We start from the raw sequence: 14,548 nt of genomic DNA, 5'->3' as shown, positions 1-14,548 counted from the left end.
AATCAGAGCGGAATGGTGAATATCCATGCTTGAATTATCCATAGCGCTTCCGATTAAAGTGCAAAATGGTGGGCTCTTTATTTCCCGGGGCGTGGGCCGGCATCCGGCGCGCAAATTAACCTCGTGGGAGATTATCTTCGTTGAAAAAGGGACATTAACGATCCAGGAAGAAAACACGCTCTTTGAGGTGAAAGCGGGAGAGAGCTTGCTGCTCTGGCCGGCGCGTCGACACGTGGGGACAGAAGATTTCCCGGCGGACCTGCGGTTCTACTGGCTGCATTTTGAGGTCGAAGCGCAATCGTCGCCTTTGCCACATGCTTTTCCGGTGGCCATTGAACAACATTGCTGCGTGCGCGATGCTCAATATGTGATTGCGCTATTCCGGCAATTCCTGAGTGAGCAGGAAAAATTACAGCGAAGCGTGGCGCTGGAAATGATTTTGCTGCTGATTTTACAGCAAGTGTCGATCTCCTCAGGTTATGAAGACAGAGCCGATGAAGCCGGCGCGGCCATGGCATGGAAGGCAAAACAGCTTATTCGCACGCAGTTTCATCTGCCGCTTTCCACATCGCAACTGGCAAAAGCCTTGCACTGCAATGCCGATTATCTGGGACGCGTATTTCGCCGGACCTTTCACTTAACCCTGACGGAGGCGATCCATCGCCAGCGCGTCAGGGCGGCAGAAAAGCTGTTGCTGAACGACTCCGCGTCCCTGACCGAAGTGGCAACCCGCTGCGGTTTTAATGATGTCGGGTATTTCCGGCAGATATTTTCAAAGCATACCGGCTTAACGCCCGCCGTCTGGAAACGGCGGTACTGTAAGGAGCATATTAATTCCGGGTGATCACTGCCCGTAGTAGGCATTTGCTCCATGCTTGCGCAGGTAATGTTTATCGAGCAGTTCCTGCTGCATCGTCGGTAGTTGTGGCGCAAGCTGGCGTGAAAACAGCCCCATAAAGGCGCACTCTTCCAGCACCACAGCGTTATGTACCGCATCGGCCGCATTTTTTCCCCAGGTGAACGGGCCGTGAGAATGCACCAGCACCGCCGGGATTTGCATCGGGTTTACGTCGCGCTCCTCAAAGGTTTTGATGATCACTTCACCGGTCTGGTATTCGTATTCACCCGCAATTTCAGCCGGGGTCATCAACCGCGTGCAGGGGATTGCACCATAAAAATAGTCAGCGTGCGTGGTACCCCATGCCGGTAAATCCTGCCCTGCCTGCGCCCAGACAGTGGCATGACGGGAATGGGTATGCACAATGCCGCCAATTTCAGGGTAACGGCGATACAGCGCCAGGTGGGTTGGCGTGTCGGAAGAGGGGTTTTTAACCCCCTCGACCACCTGGCCCGTGGCAATGTCCACCACCACCATATCCTCTGCGGACATCACGTCATATTCCACGCCGGAGGGTTTAATCACCATCAGGCCGCGTTCACGATCCACCGCACTGACGTTGCCCCAGGTGAAAGTCACCAGCTGGTGGGCGGGCAGCGCCAGGTTTGCCGCCAGGACCTCGGCTTTGAGTTGTTCTAACATGTCATCCCTCCTTCCTGCATCCGGGCTTCAATCCAGCGGCGTGCCTGGATGATTTCCAGTACCGGCTCTTTGGCTTTTTCAGTCCACATTTCAATCAAAAATGCACCGCGATAATTGAGCTGATTCAGCGTGTTAAATATGCCCACGAAATCGACGCACCCCTCACCGAACGGTACGTCACGAAACTGTCCGGGGCTTTGTTCAGTCACGGGCTGGGTATCTTTCAGGTGGATGGCGGCGATGCGATCGATGCCCAGCGTCAGCTCGGCGGCCACATCGTTACCCCACGCGCTCAGGTTGCCGACGTCCGGATAAACGCTGAACCATGGCGAAGCGAGCATTTCGTCCCACTTTTTCCATTTGCTGATGGAGTTCATAAACGCGGTATCCATGATCTCCACTGCCAGCATGACCTGCGCGGCGGCGGCCTGCTCCACGGCCCATGCCAGCCCTTCGGCAAAGCGTTGCCGGGTACCTTCGTCATGTTCTTCGTAATAGACGTCATACCCGGCAAGCTGGATGGTGCGAATACCGAGATCGCGCGCCAGACGGATGGCTTTGGTCATGATGGCGCGTGCGCGCTCGCGGACGGTCTCGTCCCGGCTACCAAACGGGAAACGGCGGTGGGCAGACAGACACATCGACGGGATCGCGACCCCGGTTTCCAGCATCGCCTCAACCAGAGAGGCGCGCTGCGCGGTGTTCCATTCAAGGCGGGACAAACGCTCATCGGTTTCATCGATCGACATCTCGACAAAATCAAATCCGCAGCTTTTTGCCAGCACCAGGCGCTCTGGCCAGGTGAGCGCTTTCGGCAGCGCTTTTTCGTAGATACCTAACGGATGCTGACGCATGGTGACTCCCCCCAGATGTCGCGGATGTGTGAATGGAATGCATGGGCCACCTGCGGTGGGTTGGCAGCGCCTGTCAGTGCCCGTCCGGCAATAAACGCTTTCACATTGATCTGCTTAAACAGCGGCAGGTCGGCGGGGGTAATGCCGCCGGTGATCGAGAGCTGCAGGCCGATATCCGAGAGGGCTTTCATGCTGGCGAGATCTACTTCGCCCCACTGCTGGCCGCTGGCCTGTGCGTCGCGCCCACGGTGATAAATGGCCTGTGTGACCCCGATACGGTGCCATTCACGCGCATCATCCAGCGTCCAGTGACCAAACAGCTCCATCTGAATTTCCCCGCCGCAGCGCAGAGCCACCTCGTGACCCTTCTCGACGGTTGCCAGCGGCGCGGCGCAGATGATGGTCATCCAGTTCGCGCCTGCGCTAAACGCCTGTTCAGCCAGCGTTTCTCCGGCATCGGCCACTTTCCAGTCAGCCACGATCGTTTTTTTCGGACACTGCTGGCGCAGTGCGCGCACGGCATTAAGCCCTTCGGTGAGACACAAAATGGTGCCTGCTTCGATAATATCGACGTGATCCGCAAGCCGCTCGACGTCGCGCTGTGCGGCCTGAAGTGAGGTATGGTCGAGCGCCAGCTGCAGTAATGGTCGGCTCATAGGTCGTGCTCCTTAACATGGGCGTGATAGCCCTGTAGTGCTGAAATCAGTAGCTGGTAGCGCTGATACTTGCGCTGGTAGGCCGCATGGGCATGCTTGTCGGGTGTGATGACGCGAATGTGATGTCTGACAGCCTGCTGCGCGGTGCGGAAATCGGGATAAACGCCGGTACCCACCAGCGCGGCCAGCGCCGCGCCGGAACAGCCGGTCTCTTCGACCTGTGGCAGTTCTATTGCCAGACCGCTGACGTCCGCGAGCATTTGCATCCACACATCCGAATGGGCAGGGCCGCCGGTTACGCGCAATGCCTGCACGTGCGTGAAGCGCGCTAGCATGCGGTTAAGATGGGTCATGTGGCTGAAGACCACACCTTCATAGACCGCCTGCAACAGATGCGCGCGGGTATGCAGGGCCTGCATGCCGTAAAACCCGCAGGTCATCTCCAGCCCGGCGTTGCTGCCATAGAGGAACGGCAGGAAGAGCAGATCGCTTCCGGCTTTCGGCAGGCTGGCCACGGCCTGGTTGATCGCATCGAATGACATGTTGCCCCACTGTGTGGTCAGCCATTCGAGGTTACCGGACGAGGTGGGGCTGGCTTCGTGAACGATGTAGTGCTGCGGATGAACGTAGCGCCCATACACATAGGGATACGGCTCGTTATGGCCTATACCGTTGGCGATCCCGCTGGTGACAGCCCAGGTGCCCATCACGGCGTTGAGCGTGCTGTCGTCATGTAACCCGGCGCAGATCGCGGTGGAAACCACATCAAACAGCCCCCCCACAACGGGTGTACCCGCTGCGAGACCGGTCAGGGCGGCGGCCTGAGCGGTGATTTCCCCGCACATTTCTGCTGAACCGACGATCGGCGGCAGTGCGCCGTCAATTTCATCGATGCCGAGCCAGCGTGTGAGCTGCGGATCGTACTGCCCGGTGTTCATGTTGTAGAGATTGGATTCAGAGATGTTGCTCTCTTCACACCCTTTAACGCCGGTGAGGCACCAGCGCAGGTAGTCGTGCGCCATCATTACACAGCCAATCTGCTGATAGCGGTGCGGTTCATTCTCTTTCACCCAGCGCAGGAGGGAGGCGGGATGCCCCGTCCATAACGTCTGGCGCGTATGCGGATAAAGCTTTTCAGGAATACCGTCCTGCTGCCAGCGCTGTACAATCTCCAGCGCCCGGCGGTCAGAGGAGAGCATGGCGTTGCCGAGCGGCTGGTCATGCTTGTCCAGTAAAAACAGTCCTTTACCCTGAGCAGATATCCCGACGCCTTTGATTTGTGCGCCGCCGATGCCGGCCTTCTTAAGCAGCAGGGCGACGGTGGTGTGGCACTGCTGCCAGAGTTGGTGCATATCCCGCTCAGCGTGGCCTGCGTGTGGGCTGAGTGTGGCAACCGAGCGGCGCTCAATACAGACTTCCTGGCCCTGGCGGGTGTACAGACCGGCTTTCAAATACGTTCCGCCACAATCGATACCCAGCCAGAAGGGCTCTTTTTCACTCATCGTTGACTCTCTTGTCTTACGCCCTCTCTTCAGGAGAGGGCGGGGGGATCAGGCTGCGTGCTTATGCGGGTTCACGCCGGGGTTGGGTTCCGCTCCGGCATCGCATTTCGCCGGTAGCATCAGGGCGAGCAGCGAGGCCAGCGCCAGCGAAACCGCGAGGCAGTACACCCCGGCATCTTTGCTGTAGAGGGTGATCAGCACGCCCACCGCGTAAGGGCCGCAGAATCCACCGAGGTTACCCAGGGCGTTAATCACGCCGCGAGCGCCACCGGCCATCTCTGCGCTGAACAGGCGTGCCGGAATCGTCCAGAACACACCCGCAGCGGACTGCAGGAAGAAGCCACAGCCCACCAGCGCGGCATAGGCCAGCCAGATGTTCTCTTTCAACGCCACGGAGAGGAACATGCAGAGCGCGAAGCCAATCAGCGGCAGGGAGACGAACAGCTTGCGCTTGCCGGTACGGTCAGACAGTGAGGAGAACAGGAACATGCCCGCAATGGCGCCGACATAAGGCAGGATGGCGAGCATTCCCACCTGGCCGATGCTGGTATGCGTCAGCTCTTTGAGAATGGTTGGCAGCCAGAGGGTGTAACCGTAAATCCCGGTCTGGTAGAAGAAGTTCAGGGCAATCAGCTGCCACATGGTTTTGTCGGACAGAACAGCACTCAGCGAGGCATTTTTCACCGCTTTTCCGGCAATAGCCTGCTGTTCTGCGGCCAGCGTTTGTATCAGATAATTTTTCTCGGCCTCGGAGATCCAGCGAGCTTCCTGCGGGCGGTCGTAGACGGTGAACACCCAGAGCACCAGCACCACAATGGACATCAGCCCTTCAATGATGAACAGCCAGCGCCAGTCGAGTGCGGTGATAATCCAGCCCGACAGGGGTGCGGTGATGATCCCCGCAATGGGAACAAACATGATGACAATCGCATTGGCGCGGCCGCGTTCGGCGTCCGGGAACCAGTTACTGATCATCGTGAGCACCACAGGCAGCATCCCGCCTTCTGCCACACCGAGTAAGAAGCGCAGTGCCAGCAGTTGATACTGGTTGGTCACAACGCCGGTTAGGACCGAAATCACCGCCCAGGCAACCAGCGACCAGCCAATAAACTTCTTACCGCTGCCATGCACGGCAATCTTGCCGCCGGGCACCTGCAGGAACAGATAACCGATAAAGAAGATCCCACCCGCCAGGCCTGCCATGGTGGCAGAGATACCTAACTCTTCATCCATACCGCCTGGCATCGCAAATGCGATATTCACGCGGTCCATATATGAAATAATACAGGCGATAAGAATAGGCGGAATGATTCTTAACCAGCGCTGGCGCGGAATATCCGCTTGTAGAGCATGAGTAGAAATATTCATATTTAATATCTCAGTGAATGTAACCGGAATAAGATTTTTATTGTTATTGCGTTGCTTTTTTCATTTCACTAATGCCGTCGCGCAAAATAGCGATGCGATGGCTGACGTTAGCATTAGCATTTATTTCCAGTAATTTAATACCGGAGAATTTCAATGTTGCGGCGCTCGCCGCAGTAAAAAGTGCTTTTACCTGTTCGGTGGTCATTAAACTGTCGGCACAGAACGGGGAAAATGGCGCGTGCAGATCCTGCCATTCGCCGTACGCTCCGCGAACGGAGGTCCCGGAGAACATCAGTGCGCCCAGCTTCCCGGCCTCAAGTGCGGCTTTAACATGTTCAGGCGGCAGCGTGGTATTGCGTCCTTCGATAGCCGACCGCGCCCAGTTAATGCATACGCTGATATCCGTTTCTTTCACCACCTCAAGCACCTGCGCTAAGGGCAAAAACCCCTTGCGTGGCGCGGGGCCGGTCATGGCATCGCAGTGTTCAAGCACCAGGTCGCATGACCAGTCCCATGAGGTGATTTCACGTACAGAACGGGAAAACGCAGCGGTAGCTTGTTCAACAGACGGGTTTCCCGCCTGCGGCGCGGCTTGCATCTCCAGGGCAATAATTTTGCCTGGAAAGCGAGTATTGATGGCATCAATCTTTCGCAGCAGATGGCGGTAATAGTCAACGCAGGCTTTGCGCTGTTCTTCATCGGCAGAGGCCAGGCCAAACGCGCCATTTGTGCCGCGGCGGCGCATGGTTTCCATCACCGCGGTAACCACCATTTGCCAGTCCCCCGGCGTATGGCGGAACAGCCATTCGTCACCCAACGGATGGAGATCCTCAAGACACGGTTGCTCCAGCCCGCGAATGTCTGGCGTGTCGGAAAGCGCTCGCCAGAAGTCCTGCTCTTCTTGTTCCCCTTGCTGGTGAAACGAGGGTGCGCAGGGGTACGCACCAATTATAAAACCGGTGTTAGTCATTTCGCATTCCCAATAGAGTTCAGAAAATTAATCTATTTCGCTGATTGCTACTTTCACCACAATTTTACGAATTGCCGATACCTTATTTTTAATGCAGGCAGGACGGTGAACATCCTGCGGGAAAAATATGGCGTACGTGCCGGGCGTCATTTCTATAAATGATTCATTTTCGCTGCCGTGATAAAAAATAATATCCCGCTGTTCCAGCAGTGATTCGCTTATTTCGTTATTGCCGGTATCAATGGCGACACCGATTTTCTCTTCACCCCATGCCAGAAACTGTATGTCCAGATAGCGACGGTGCACTTCGGGACGGTTCTCATCCCACGTCCGGGTGGTGAGGTCGAGCACCTGAGCAAAAATGTTACGTCCGTCAATGTCCACCACGCCAGGTGCCAGCGCCGTGAAATCCGTGGTGCGCAGAAAATCGAGCGCTTTCTCTATCGCCCACGGCAGGCGACACGGATTTGGCTGCGAAATATGTCCTAAAATCATGACCCACTCCTTACAGAGACTGGATTTTCGCCCACACGCTGTCGTCAATAGTGATGCCGTTGCGGCGGTTCTCTTCGAGCAGACGTGTGAATTCATGACCCGGCAGTCGAACCGCGATGTTGTCATCAGCCCGCTCGGCGTTGATGATAAAGTCCATGATGCGCTGCAGTTTGGCATCGCGGGTGGGGCCGTCGATCAAACGATCGACCTCGATGGCGATAAAGATTTGTGACACGCCATATTCGTCGCTGTTGTCCTGGGTCACTTCCGCAACGGAGGATCCGTTGGAGAGCAGGGTTGCGATCATGTCGAGGACGATGGATAAGCCCGATCCTTTCCAGTAGCCCATCGGCAGAATGCGGCGGTTTTTCTCGATCACACCAGGTTCTCTGGTGAGGTGCCCTTCATCATCAAAGCCCCCATCCACCGGCAACGTGCGTCCGGCCAGGCGATTCACTTCCAGCATGCCGTAGGAGAACATTGACATCGACATATCGACCATTGTGATCGGCGTAGACGGAATCGCCACGATCAGAGGGTTAGTGCCGATGCAGCACGCTTTTGAGCCCCAGGCTGGCATGACGGCAATGGAGTTAGTCCAGCAGATCCCGATGTACCCCTTCTCTGCGGCCTGCCAGCCGTAGCTGCCGCCGCGCATCCAGTGGTTGGCGTTTCGCAGTGCCACCAGGCCGATACCGTGGTCGGCGGCCAGTTCGGTGGCGCGATCCATCATCTTTTTCGCCGTCAGGTTGCCAATGGAACGTCGGGCATCCCACTGTTCGATGGCACCCAGCGAGGTCACCCGTGTTGGCTGGGCATCAGGAATGATGTCGCCGGCATCAAGCTGCTGAATGAAACGAGGGAAGCGGTTAACCCCGTGTGAATAGACGCCCGATTCCGTGGTGCGGGCAAACATCTCCGCGCAGGCGTCGGCGGTGTCCGCTTTTACGCCGCGATCGACCAGGACCCGCCTGAACGCCGCTTTTAACTCTTCAAAGGTCACTTTCATCCCTGTTCTCCTGTTTTTGTCGGGGCAAGTGCGAGTGCTTTTTTATCGCTAAATTTCACTATGCGAAATCTGATTTCAAATATAGCGATCAAATTTTGCCAGATCAACGACATTCATGATTTTCAAAATCGATTAAAATCAACTGGTTGTGTTTTTTCTGTTGAGATCGTGAACTGAACCACACTTTGCGCTACCATCAGGACGCGATAAAAAGGAGCCATTGGATGAGCACGAAAGAGAGCGAAATGACGCAAGAAAAAGAGAGGCCAGCAGGTAGCCAGAGCTTGTTTCGCGGCCTGATGCTGATTGAGATCCTCAGCAACTACCCGAACGGGTGTCCGTTGGCCCATTTATCGGAACTGGCAGGGCTGAATAAAAGCACCGTGCACCGCTTACTGCAGGGATTACAGTCGTGCGGGTACGTTACCCCGGCGCCTGCGGCGGGCAGCTACCGCCTGACCACCAAATTTATCGCCGTCGGGCAAAAGGCGCTGTCGTCGCTGAATATCATTCACGTGGCGGCCCCGCACCTTGAGACGCTGAATATCGCCACCGGTGAGACGGTGAACTTCTCAAGCCGCGAGGACGATCACGCGATTCTGATTTATAAGCTGGAGCCCACAACCGGTATGCTGCGCACGCGTGCTTACATCGGTCAGCATATGCCGCTCTATTGTTCGGCGATGGGCAAAATCTACATGGCGTTTGGTCATCAGGACTATGTGGCGAGCTACTGGCAGAGCCATCAGGAGCAGATCCAGCCGCTCACCCGCAACACGATTACTGAGCTGAGCGCGATGTATGACGAGCTGGCGGAAATCCGCGAGCACAGCATGGCGATGGATAAAGAAGAGAACGAACTGGGCGTCTCCTGTCTTGCCGTACCGGTGTTTGATATTCATGGCCGCGTGCCGTACGCGATCTCCATTTCGCTCTCGACGTCCCGCATGAAGCAAATTGGTGAAAAAAACCTGCTGAAACCGCTGCGGGAAACGGCAGAGGCTATCTCAAAAGAGCTGGGTTTTAACGTGCGCGGAGCGTGACAGATGAACCGATTTATCCTGGCTGATACGGAAAAATGCATTGGCTGCCGTACCTGCGAAGTGGCCTGCGTGGTGTCGCATCAGGGAATGCTTTCTGCAGGCGCGTTTACGCCCCGCATTCGGGTGGTCAAAGGCGGCGCATTCACTACGGCTGTGGGCTGCCATCAGTGTGAAGATGCCCCTTGTGCCACTGTTTGTCCGACACAGGCTATTCGCCACACCGCGGGTGCCTGGCGGGTGGAGCCGGCGCGCTGTATTGGCTGTAAAAGTTGTGTAGTAGCGTGCCCGTTTGGGGCGATGCAGGTTCAGCGAGTGGGGAACCGCGTTCAGGCGGTGAAATGTGATATGTGCGCAGATCGCGAGGCTGGACCCGCCTGTGTGGAGGCGTGCCCAACCCACGCGCTGCGCTGCGTTGACCCCGCCAGATTACGCACCGAACGGCTGCATAATCTGGCGTAACGCGTTACTGGCTATCTTCGCGCCAGGCGTACTCAATCTCTTCGGCGAGAATTTTCACGCCCGCTTCGATTTTCTCCGGATCGGGCACGTAGTTCATGCGCATGCACTGATGCGTATGCGGCCACGGCTTATCCAGACCCGGGAAGAAGTAATCACCCGGTACCATCAACACGCCGCGCTTTTTCAGGCGCTGGTAGAGAAGCTCGGTGGTGATCGGCAGATCCTTAAACCACAGCCACAGGAAAATTGCCCCTTCAGGTTTGTGGATCAGGCAGCGTTCTTCCGGTAAGTAGCGGCGAAGAATGGCGATCGTTTCCTGTACCCGCTGGTAATAGAACGGCTTGATAACCTCGTTCGACAGGCGCAGCAGGTCATTACGTTTGATCATTTCACACATCATCGTCGGGCCGATTCCCCCCGGGGAAAGGCTGATAATGCCGTTCATGTTGGTAATGGCGGTGATGATTTTTTCATTGGCGATGATGATCCCGCAACGGCTGCCCGGCAGACCCAGCTTGGAAAGGCTCATACACAGGACGATGTTCGGGTTCCACAGCGGACGTGCTTCGCTGAAGATGATCCCCGGGAACGGCACGCCATAAGCATTATCAATCACCAGCGGGATGTCGTGCTGATTCGCCAGCGCATCCAGCTTCATCAGTTCGTCGTCGGTGATGACGTTGCCCGTTGGGTTGGTTGGACGTGATACGCAGATCATGCCCGTCTCTTCACCAATATGCAGATGTTCAAAGTCGACATGATATTTGAACTGGCCTTCTGGCAGCAGCTCAATATTCGGGCGCGCCGAGACGAACAGATCCTCTTCGAGGCCGGAATCGGCATAACCGATGTACTCTGGCGCCAGCGGGAACAGCACTTTTTTGGTGGTGCCGTCGGCGCGACGGCCTGCGAAAAGATTAAACAAGTAGAAAAATGCGCTCTGACTGCCGTTTGTCAGTGCAATATTCTGTGATTCGATATCCCAACCCAGCTCTTTGCGCAGCATTTCAGCAAGCAGTGTCAGCAGTTCGGTTTTACCCTGTGGGCCGTCGTAGTTGCAAAGCGCATCGGTTGCTTTCCCGCTTTCCAGCATCTGAGCCAGCAGCGTCTGAAAATAGGTGTTCATCTCCGGGATTTGAGCCGGGTTTCCGCCGCCGAGCATGATGGCGCCTGGTGTGCGCAGCCCGTCGTTGAGGTCCTCCATCAGGCGAGTAATGCCTGAATGGCGGGTGAATTTGTCGCCGAAAAGTGAAAACGTCATAGCAGGTGATCTGTCGAGCTTATTTTGAAAGTGGGTAACCATAACGCTAGCACCGTGCTGGTGCAAATCGAGAGATGCGGTCGGGATTGTTGTTTTATGTGGCGGGAAGGTATTTAGGTAGTGGATTGTTCTGGTAAAATATCCCTCTCCCGGAGGGGGAGAGGGAACCGGTTGGCGTCGTTATTGATTACCCGCCCACACCACCATGACCTTATCGCCATTGTGCTCGCGAACGAAGCCGTAGCCTTCTTTCAGCGACAGCGTGGTTTGTTTGCCTTCACCTATTGCGGGATGCCGGGCGCGGAACTGGCCCAGAACCTGCCAGTGGGCGACGGTTAAGGCCTGCTTGCCCGTCACGTCCTGCCAGTTCATATCCGAGCGGGTGCCCTGTAATGGATCGGACCCTGTCGGTCCGAATGGCCGCTCGGATTCATCGCCGTAGTAAATTTGTACGCTGCCCGGTGCGAGCAGGAGCAGCTCTGCGGCACGCTGGCCGCCTTCACGGAAAAGGCGTGTGTCATGCGACGAGAGATAGCTCAGGACATTGAAGCTTTGCAGTTTTTCCGCCATCTGCTGCCAGGTCAGGTCGATGTCCGCCAGACAATCTACCGCTTTTGCTGCCTGCTCCTGATAATCAAAGTTGATCATCGCGTCAAACCCGTGGCGGTAATAATCGCTTTGCATCACGCCGTGGCCCCATGACTCGCCGGTCATCCAGAACGGGGTATTGTCGAGTTTTTTGTCGGGGTTCGCGCCTTTCCAGGCTGCCAGCGCCTGGCTTGCCTGATCTTTCAACTGCTGCCAGGCCTCGAGTTCCACGTGTTTTGCCGTATCCACACGGAAACCATCAATGCCATAGTCACGTACCCACTGGCTGAGCCAGTGGGTCAGGTAATCACGTGGGGTGTAGCCCGAAATGGCCTTCGCGTGGGTATCAGGTTTATGTTGGTAGAAGTTGGGTAAACCGGAAGGGGTCGTCGACTCCGTTTTCAGGTCCGGCAGGAACGCCAGCGACAGGGTTAAATCGTCGAAGCCGGGATTGTCATAATCACCAATGTCGGTGCGGATCCACTTTTTACCCCACCATTTTTCCCAGGCGGCTTTGTCGCTGAAGTTGATGTAATCGTTGAAGCTGTGCCAGCTTTGGCCTGCTCCCGGCTTCCAGTCCGTCCAGTGCTCGCCCAGCGTTTTTTTCAGTTCATCACCCTGCAGATAAAGGGCCCCAAACTGGAACGCCTGCATGTCTGCGAGCGTCGCGTAACCCGTGTGGTTCATGACGATATCAAACAGGATGCGGATACCGCGTTTATGCGCTTCATCGACAAGGTGGCGTAAATCATCTTCGGTGCCCATGTTGGCATCAAGCGTGGTCCAGTCCTGGGTGTAGTAGCCATGATAGGCGTAGTGGGGGAAGTCACCTTTGGTGCCACCGCCAACCCAGCCGTGGATCTGCTCCAGCGGGGAGCTTATCCAGAGCGCATTCACGCCCAGCTGCTGTAAATAATCGAGCCGGGTTGTAAGCCCCTTGAGATCGCCACCGTGGAAGGTGCCGATCTCCTGCATACCATCTTTGTGGCGTCCATAGCTGTTATCGTTAGAGGGATCTCCGTTGACAAAGCGGTCAGTTAGCACGAAATAGACGGTGGCGTTTTGCCAGCTAAACGGCGCGGGTTTGTCGGTCTCGGCGCGTTCAAGCAGCAGCAGGCCGTTGCTGTTGGCGGCGGGTTGAAGGGTGATTTTTCCATTCTGCACTGTTGCAGTCTGTTTGCTGTAGAAATCACGGACCACCGATCCTTCCGGGAAATCGTTGCCAACTTCAAGCGTCAGGGGTTTACCGTCCCACTTCGGACACTGGCGGGTAACGTTTGCAACCGACGGTTCCGCTGCGCTCTGAATAGTCAGCATCAGTGTGGGCGTACCGGAGCGGGTATCGACACGCATCTGATACTCGCCGTCGCGGAACAGTCGCCACTGCGGCGGCGTGCCGTCACATTTTTTAAGCGACAGCATCTCATTGAGTTTTATTGCATCCGTTGGCTGCCAGCACGTGTTGTCAAAACTCAGCGTAATAGGGCGAGTACCCTTCGCAAGCTTTGCCTGGCTGGTGAATATCCCGGTACCTTCGGCGCTAAAGGCGTTGAAACCCGGTGATGACCAGTCAGCATGAGCCAGTGCGGGTAACATCAGAAAAGCTAATGCGGTGCGTTTCATTCCATTTTCCTGTCGCGGCATTTTTGACCAGTGTGCCATCAGGTGTTGGGTAAAAACTCATCCCCCGGGGCTTTCTGCAAGGATGACGCGTGAGGATGAGTGATCCCGCGCAAAATTAGGAAGTTATCTGCGAGTTCGCGCACAATTTTTCAGAATTGATGCTTATGTGAGCAGGTTTCAGGTGACATAGTTTCGGAATTGGACTATTTCTATACGTGCTCTTGCAGTCTATTTTTGTTATGATTTGAGATTCCGCTCTCAAATTTGTGAAAAAAATAAGGTGTTGGAATGTTTATATCCGACCAGGAGACCTAATGATATCGACTCCCATTCGACGATATGGGGCCGCGATACTCATGTTACTCACCATGGCATTTTCGGGTGAGGTGCTTGCGAAGACGCACACGGATACAACGAGTAAGAAAGCCCACGTAATAAAGACGACAAGTAGTAAGGTTAGCAGTAAACAAGAGTATTCTCGCAATAGTGCAAAGAGTAGTTCACTTCCTGATTTGCGAAAATACCCTTCCGGAACACCAAGGAAAAAAGCGTTTCTCCGGACGGTAATGCCTTACATCACAAGTCAAAACGCCGCGATTACTGCGGATCGTAACTGGTTGATTGCCAAACAGTACGACAGCCGTTGGTCGCCATCAGAACGCGCGCGCCTGAAAGATATCACCAAACGCTACAAGGTGAGCTGGAACGGTAACACGCGCCGTGTGCCGTGGAACTCTCTCTTAGAGCGTGTCGACATTATCCCGGGGAGCATGGTTGCGACCATGGCTGCAGCCGAAAGTGGCTGGGGTACCTCGAAACTGGCGCGTAATAACAACAACCTGTTTGGTATGAAATGTATCAAGGGGCGTTGTAACAATGCACCAGGTAAGGTGAAAGGCTATTCTCAGTTTGAATCGGTGAAAGATTCTGTGAATGCCTACGTGGTGAATCTGAACACGCATCCGGCCTACTCATCGTTCCGTAAATCGCGCGCTCAGTTGCGTAAAGCGGATCAGGAAGTGACGGCCAGCACGATGATCCACAAGCTGAAAGGTTATTCGACCAAGGGACAGAGCTATAACAACTATCTGTTCGCGATGTACCAGGATAACCAGCGCTTAATCGCCGCACATATGTAATTCAAAAAAACGCCTTCCATCGGAAGGCGTTTTCTTTTCTC

At 55.5% G+C, this 14,548-nt stretch carries 14 protein-coding genes; 4 read left to right on the top strand and 10 right to left on the bottom strand.

Features of this window, described 5'->3' with window-relative positions; translation table 11 throughout:
* Positions 1-25: 25 nt before the first annotated feature.
* Positions 26-844 carry a helix-turn-helix domain-containing protein gene (locus tag HV157_RS13300; RefSeq protein ID WP_025206441.1) on the top strand — a complete coding sequence of 273 codons (819 nt, stop codon included), beginning with the start codon at positions 26-28 and terminating at the stop codon, positions 842-844.
* On the opposite strand, the gene araD is transcribed toward HV157_RS13300, so the two are convergent.
* Genes araD through yiaK form a run of 8 tightly spaced genes read right to left on the bottom strand, consistent with a single transcriptional unit; the run spans position 845 to position 8,394 of the window.
* Complete coding sequence (araD, locus tag HV157_RS13295; protein ID WP_182268093.1) at positions 845-1,540, bottom strand: L-ribulose-5-phosphate 4-epimerase; 696 nt, start codon at positions 1,538-1,540, stop codon at positions 845-847.
* Positions 1,534-2,394, bottom strand: a complete 861-nt coding sequence (locus HV157_RS13290; protein WP_014168102.1) for an L-ribulose-5-phosphate 3-epimerase — start codon at positions 2,392-2,394, stop codon at positions 1,534-1,536. The genes araD and HV157_RS13290 overlap by 7 nt, the downstream gene beginning before the upstream one ends.
* A complete protein-coding gene (ulaD, locus tag HV157_RS13285) occupies positions 2,376-3,050 on the bottom strand; it encodes a 3-keto-L-gulonate-6-phosphate decarboxylase UlaD (protein WP_182268094.1) in 675 nt (224 codons plus the stop codon). The genes HV157_RS13290 and ulaD overlap by 19 nt, the downstream gene beginning before the upstream one ends.
* Entirely contained in the window at positions 3,047-4,552 is a 1,506-nt protein-coding gene (locus HV157_RS13280; protein ID WP_182268095.1) for an FGGY-family carbohydrate kinase, read from the bottom strand. The genes ulaD and HV157_RS13280 overlap by 4 nt, the downstream gene beginning before the upstream one ends.
* Positions 4,553-4,600: 48 nt before the next feature.
* Positions 4,601-5,920: an MFS transporter gene (locus HV157_RS13275; protein ID WP_014168105.1), complete on the bottom strand. Its 1,320-nt coding sequence runs from the start codon at positions 5,918-5,920 to the stop codon at positions 4,601-4,603.
* 43 nt (positions 5,921-5,963) lie between these two features.
* Complete coding sequence (locus HV157_RS13270; RefSeq protein ID WP_182268096.1) at positions 5,964-6,890, bottom strand: DUF4862 family protein; 927 nt, start codon at positions 6,888-6,890, stop codon at positions 5,964-5,966.
* 27 nt (positions 6,891-6,917) lie between these two features.
* Positions 6,918-7,385, bottom strand: a complete 468-nt coding sequence (locus HV157_RS13265) for a YhcH/YjgK/YiaL family protein (protein WP_182268097.1) — start codon at positions 7,383-7,385, stop codon at positions 6,918-6,920.
* Between the two features lie 10 nt (positions 7,386-7,395).
* On the bottom strand, positions 7,396-8,394 hold the full coding sequence (yiaK, locus tag HV157_RS13260) for a 3-dehydro-L-gulonate 2-dehydrogenase (RefSeq protein ID WP_182268098.1): 999 nt from the start codon (positions 8,392-8,394) through the stop codon (positions 7,396-7,398).
* Between the two features lie 224 nt (positions 8,395-8,618).
* Between yiaK and yiaJ the strand changes: the two genes are divergently transcribed.
* Entirely contained in the window at positions 8,619-9,437 is an 819-nt protein-coding gene (gene yiaJ / locus HV157_RS13255) for an IclR family transcriptional regulator YiaJ (RefSeq protein ID WP_020882654.1), read from the top strand.
* A gap of 3 nt (positions 9,438-9,440) precedes the next feature.
* Complete coding sequence (locus HV157_RS13250) at positions 9,441-9,896, top strand: 4Fe-4S binding protein (protein ID WP_182268099.1); 456 nt, start codon at positions 9,441-9,443, stop codon at positions 9,894-9,896.
* A gap of 4 nt (positions 9,897-9,900) precedes the next feature.
* On the opposite strand, the gene avtA is transcribed toward HV157_RS13250, so the two are convergent.
* Both avtA and HV157_RS13240 read right to left on the bottom strand, forming a co-directional pair.
* The gene (gene avtA / locus HV157_RS13245) at positions 9,901-11,157 is read right to left on the bottom strand and encodes a valine--pyruvate transaminase (protein ID WP_182268100.1); all 1,257 of its coding nucleotides are present in this window, start codon (positions 11,155-11,157) and stop codon (positions 9,901-9,903) included.
* A gap of 180 nt (positions 11,158-11,337) precedes the next feature.
* Positions 11,338-13,368, bottom strand: a complete 2,031-nt coding sequence (locus HV157_RS13240; RefSeq protein WP_182268101.1) for an alpha-amylase — start codon at positions 13,366-13,368, stop codon at positions 11,338-11,340.
* A gap of 314 nt (positions 13,369-13,682) precedes the next feature.
* Here HV157_RS13240 and HV157_RS13235 point away from each other — a divergent pair, with 314 nt between their 5' ends.
* Positions 13,683-14,507 carry a protein bax gene (locus tag HV157_RS13235; protein WP_020882650.1) on the top strand — a complete coding sequence of 275 codons (825 nt, stop codon included), beginning with the start codon at positions 13,683-13,685 and terminating at the stop codon, positions 14,505-14,507.
* Positions 14,508-14,548: the final 41 nt, after the last annotated feature.

It is taken from the genome of Enterobacter sp. RHBSTW-00318 (assembly GCF_014101375.1).
Lineage (GTDB): Bacteria > Pseudomonadota > Gammaproteobacteria > Enterobacterales > Enterobacteriaceae > Enterobacter > Enterobacter ludwigii.
This window is presented reverse-complemented; position numbering and strand designations above follow the sequence as displayed.

What these genes read in the sequence shown, in the direction of transcription:
- HV157_RS13300 (WP_025206441.1), top strand. Translation starts at nt 26, where the DNA reads ATGCTTGAATTATCCATAGCGCTTCCGATTAAAGTGCAAAATGGTGGG.
- araD (WP_182268093.1), bottom strand. Translation starts at nt 1,540, where the DNA reads ATGTTAGAACAACTCAAAGCCGAGGTCCTGGCGGCAAACCTGGCGCTG.
- HV157_RS13290 (WP_014168102.1), bottom strand. Translation starts at nt 2,394, where the DNA reads ATGCGTCAGCATCCGTTAGGTATCTACGAAAAAGCGCTGCCGAAAGCG.
- ulaD (WP_182268094.1), bottom strand. Translation starts at nt 3,050, where the DNA reads ATGAGCCGACCATTACTGCAGCTGGCGCTCGACCATACCTCACTTCAG.
- HV157_RS13280 (WP_182268095.1), bottom strand. Translation starts at nt 4,552, where the DNA reads ATGAGTGAAAAAGAGCCCTTCTGGCTGGGTATCGATTGTGGCGGAACG.
- HV157_RS13275 (WP_014168105.1), bottom strand. Translation starts at nt 5,920, where the DNA reads ATGAATATTTCTACTCATGCTCTACAAGCGGATATTCCGCGCCAGCGC.
- HV157_RS13270 (WP_182268096.1), bottom strand. Translation starts at nt 6,890, where the DNA reads ATGACTAACACCGGTTTTATAATTGGTGCGTACCCCTGCGCACCCTCG.
- HV157_RS13265 (WP_182268097.1), bottom strand. Translation starts at nt 7,385, where the DNA reads ATGATTTTAGGACATATTTCGCAGCCAAATCCGTGTCGCCTGCCGTGG.
- yiaK (WP_182268098.1), bottom strand. Translation starts at nt 8,394, where the DNA reads ATGAAAGTGACCTTTGAAGAGTTAAAAGCGGCGTTCAGGCGGGTCCTG.
- yiaJ (WP_020882654.1), top strand. Translation starts at nt 8,619, where the DNA reads ATGAGCACGAAAGAGAGCGAAATGACGCAAGAAAAAGAGAGGCCAGCA.
- HV157_RS13250 (WP_182268099.1), top strand. Translation starts at nt 9,441, where the DNA reads ATGAACCGATTTATCCTGGCTGATACGGAAAAATGCATTGGCTGCCGT.
- avtA (WP_182268100.1), bottom strand. Translation starts at nt 11,157, where the DNA reads ATGACGTTTTCACTTTTCGGCGACAAATTCACCCGCCATTCAGGCATT.
- HV157_RS13240 (WP_182268101.1), bottom strand. Translation starts at nt 13,368, where the DNA reads ATGAAACGCACCGCATTAGCTTTTCTGATGTTACCCGCACTGGCTCAT.
- HV157_RS13235 (WP_020882650.1), top strand. Translation starts at nt 13,683, where the DNA reads ATGATATCGACTCCCATTCGACGATATGGGGCCGCGATACTCATGTTA.